Consider the following 1627-nt stretch of genomic DNA (forward strand, 5'->3'; position numbering starts at 1 on the left):
GCTGATCGGAAAATCGATGTGCGGGAGGGCAGGCGGCAGCATCCGGGCCGCTTGCGGGCCGGATGTCGGGGCGAGCTTGGTCAGGCGGATACGGGTTCGAGGGTGACCTGGTGACCGAGGGCCTGGAGCTGGCGGACGAGGTCGCGGGTCTTGCGGGCGGGATTGATATGGCGTTGATGCCAGTCGGCGCCGAGTTCCTGGTAGAAGGCGTCCGGGTCGTTGATCAGGTGCCAGGTGATGACGAGTATCGATCGTGCGACGGCGACCAGGGCTTTGGCGTGGCCGCGGCGTTTGACGATGCGGCGGTAGCGGGCGCCGAGGAAGGTGTCGGTGCGGGCGGCGGCGTTGGCGGCCTCGCCGAGGGCGCCCTTGAGCCAGGGGTTGCCCTGCCCGGCCGGGCCTGTGGTGTTCTTCGCGCCGGACTGGATCGTGCGGGGGCATAACTTGGCCCAGGACACCAGGTGTTCGGGGGTGGGGAAGCGGCTCATGTCCGCGCCGATCTCGGCGAGGATGATCTGTGCGGTGGCCGGGCCGATCCCGGGGACGGCGTCCAGTTTCTCGGCCAGGACGCGGGCGTTCACGCCGCCGGCGGACGGTCCCGCTCCCGCGTCGCGCGGGGTGGTGACCTCCTCCAGCGTGTGGGCGATAAGCCGGTCGAGTTCCTGGATCTGTGCGGTGAGATGGTCGACGGTGGCCAGCAGCACCCGCAGCAGCCGGGCGTGGTGTTCCTCGAACTGGCCGGTCAGGGCCTCTATGAGGGCGGCCTTCTTCTTGACCAGGCTGCCCTTGGCCAGGTCGGCGAGGGTGCGGGGGTTACATTCACCGGCAACCATCGCGTCGAGCATGGCCCGCCCGGACATGCCGAAAAGGTCCGAGACGGCACCGGACAATTTGATCTGCGCGTCCTGCAGAGCCTTGTCGACGCGGTGCTTGTGGCGGGTGCGTTCCTGGACGAACACGGTGCGGGTGCGGGTGAAGTCCCGCAGCTGCCTGACGGCCTTGGGCGGGACGAACGAGGCCCGGACCATGCCGCGTTCGGCGAGCTTGGCCAGCCAGACCGCGTCCAGCTTGTCGGTCTTGGGGCGCCCGGGAACGTTCTTCACGTCGCGTGCATTGACGAGCCAGCAGTCCAGGCCGCGGGCTTCGAGCAGGTAGAAGAACGGGCGCCAGTACGATCCCGTCGCTTCCATGACGACCCGCTCGACGCCCTGGCAGACCAGCTTGTCGCCGAGCTCCAGGATGGCGTTCGTGGTAGAGGCGACCGTCCAGACCTTCTGGATGCGCCGGCCCTCGAGGGTGTCGTGCGGTACGCGCAGGCAGACCATTCCGGATGCCTTGGCGATGTCGATCGCCGCGACCCTGGCGACTGTTCCGTCGTCGTGGTCTTCTCTCAATTCCTCCATGAAGTGCCCCTTGTTGTCTGGTTCGGGCAGGAGCTGCCCGGGGAGCCTGAGGGGTGCGGAGAAGCTGATCGGCGTGCTCAAGGCGACAGTGTGCGGCCCCTCGGACGGCTCCCTCACCAGACTCCTATGCGGGCTCACAGCCCAAACATCAAGCGGCGTCGGCGGACAGCCCCTGTACCGATTTTCACGCCCGCGGGGCGTCACCGCAGGTGAACGGTCGACTC

General features: G+C 68.0%; 1 protein-coding gene. It reads right to left on the reverse strand.

The features are described 5' to 3' along the window. Nucleotides 1-80 precede the first annotated feature (80 nt). Nucleotides 81-1484, reverse strand: a complete 1404-nt coding sequence (locus tag ACIQFZ_RS43445) for an IS110 family transposase (RefSeq protein WP_402694000.1) — start codon at nt 1482-1484, stop codon at nt 81-83. Nucleotides 1485-1627 lie beyond the last annotated feature (143 nt).

The organism is Streptomyces sp. NPDC093064 (assembly GCF_044754605.1).
Lineage (GTDB): Bacteria > Actinomycetota > Actinomycetes > Streptomycetales > Streptomycetaceae > Streptomyces.